Below are 1,639 nucleotides of genomic sequence, written 5' to 3' on the forward strand. Positions count from 1 at the left end.
GTCAAAACGCTTTTTGTATAGCCGGGTTACCGCATTGAATAAGGAATCTATATTTTTTCTTTTGTATGGAATGTAAGACATAAAGCCTTCAAAATTACCTGTTTCCTTCTGCATATCTACAAAGAAGTTGAGTTCATTGTTCCTGAGCGTATCAGAGGAATAAGCCCATGTTTTGCCGGGTTCGTTTTTTAACCAGACCGTTTCCCCGGGTTGAAGAAGGTAAGTGGTATATAGGTAGCGGCGGCTGGAGTCTATATTGTCGCATACCAGGCGGAAGGGTGCTTCCGTGTAGAAATAAAGCGTGTCATATATATTTTCAGTTCTATAACGCGGGAAGACGAAGTCGGGTGTGATTTCAGCCTGGATACCCAGCCTCTTGCTGCTTCTGTTTTCGATATAGATAGTAGTGACTTTCGTTGCTGAGATACTCCATGCCTTTACCGAGAAAGAGAGAAGTGCAATGATAAAAAATAAATTTTTCATCGTGTTTATTTTAATTCGCTTATAATCACTTTTCTGTACAGGTTCAGATGAGTGTCGTTGGGAACGCGGGCTGCTGTCTCGTTCCATTGAATGTGTATCCGCTCCGGACTTAAACTAAACCTTTAGCAGTAAGGGGTATCTGAACAGTGTGATATTCACAGTTTAAATATACAGTTTTATAATTTATAAATCCCTCATCAGTAGAGAGGGATTTATAAAAAGTAATATAGCATTTTGTAATGATGAAAAAAAAGTATTTTTGTTTAGGGACAATGAAAAAAATAGACATATCCATCATCCACATCCTGATTAAACTCATTTGCCATAGCACTGGCTTCGGCAAAACTAAATACATACTCTCCACACGTTCCGCCGGCGCCGCCAGGCCCCATAGAACATACAGCGCATTTATCTCCACCTCCTCCTTTAATGTTTTTCATCTCGTCTTTTTGCAGTATCTCTGTACTGGAAAAAAAACCTTTTAGGTTTACATTGTTCATAGAAATAATAGAATTAAAATTGAAAATATTTATGACTTGATCATCAAATCCTTACCTTTATATGTAGTTAGTTATTTTTGTTTTTTTGCCTAATGTTATATTTCATATTCCAATTACTTTTATCAAGTTATATCGATTTAGTTTTTCTGTTATATTTCTTCTGACGGTAATCTTCTGATGGTTCAAATATATTTTGGTGTTTCATCTTTTGCAAATCTGTGCAGTAGACTGTTACTTTTTTGCAGTGAAAGTGTAAAAAAAGAAGTTAATGTGCTAAAATAAGCTGTTCACTGCATTTGTGATTAATTCTCAATAGAACTCTTAACGTTTTGGTATAATCGGGATATTATGATTTTCCTATCGTTTCGCAAAGTCACTTTATGTTCTTCTTAAAACTACGGAGCACTTTCTAGACTTTGTTTATGAATTGCTTATGTTTCTTCTACGGAATGGTTCTTGGTTGAACAGGAGAAGAGATAAAGATTCTAGGTAATAAATAGAGGCAGGGTGATCTTCTGTAAGAAGCAAGGGATCAAGAAAGCCGGTTATATCGGCATTGGGCAGCAAATTCCGGTTTAATTCAGCTTCCTGCGTATAGTTTTGTAAAAAATCAAAATATTGCCGGAATGTGAGTGTTTCCCTTAGCCAATGTTCAT

Annotated in this window: 3 protein-coding genes; all 3 read right to left on the reverse strand. The window is 36.3% G+C overall.

All coding sequences use genetic code 11. The features are described 5' to 3' along the window. Positions 1-570, reverse strand: a 570-nt coding sequence (locus AB2U10_RS19085; RefSeq protein WP_493820782.1) for a hypothetical protein, incomplete at its 3' end; no start/stop codon positions are given. A 176-nt stretch (positions 571-746) separates the two neighbouring features. Next, positions 747-983, reverse strand: coding sequence for a hypothetical protein (locus AB2U10_RS19090; RefSeq protein ID WP_367916682.1), 237 nt, complete (start codon positions 981-983; stop codon positions 747-749). Positions 984-1,403: 420 nt separating this feature from the next. Further along, positions 1,404-1,639, reverse strand: a 236-nt coding sequence (locus AB2U10_RS19095) for a hypothetical protein (RefSeq protein WP_493820783.1), incomplete at its 5' end; no start/stop codon positions are given.

Source organism: Leadbetterella sp. DM7 (assembly GCF_040829825.2).
Taxonomy (GTDB): Bacteria; Bacteroidota; Bacteroidia; order Cytophagales; family Spirosomataceae; genus Leadbetterella.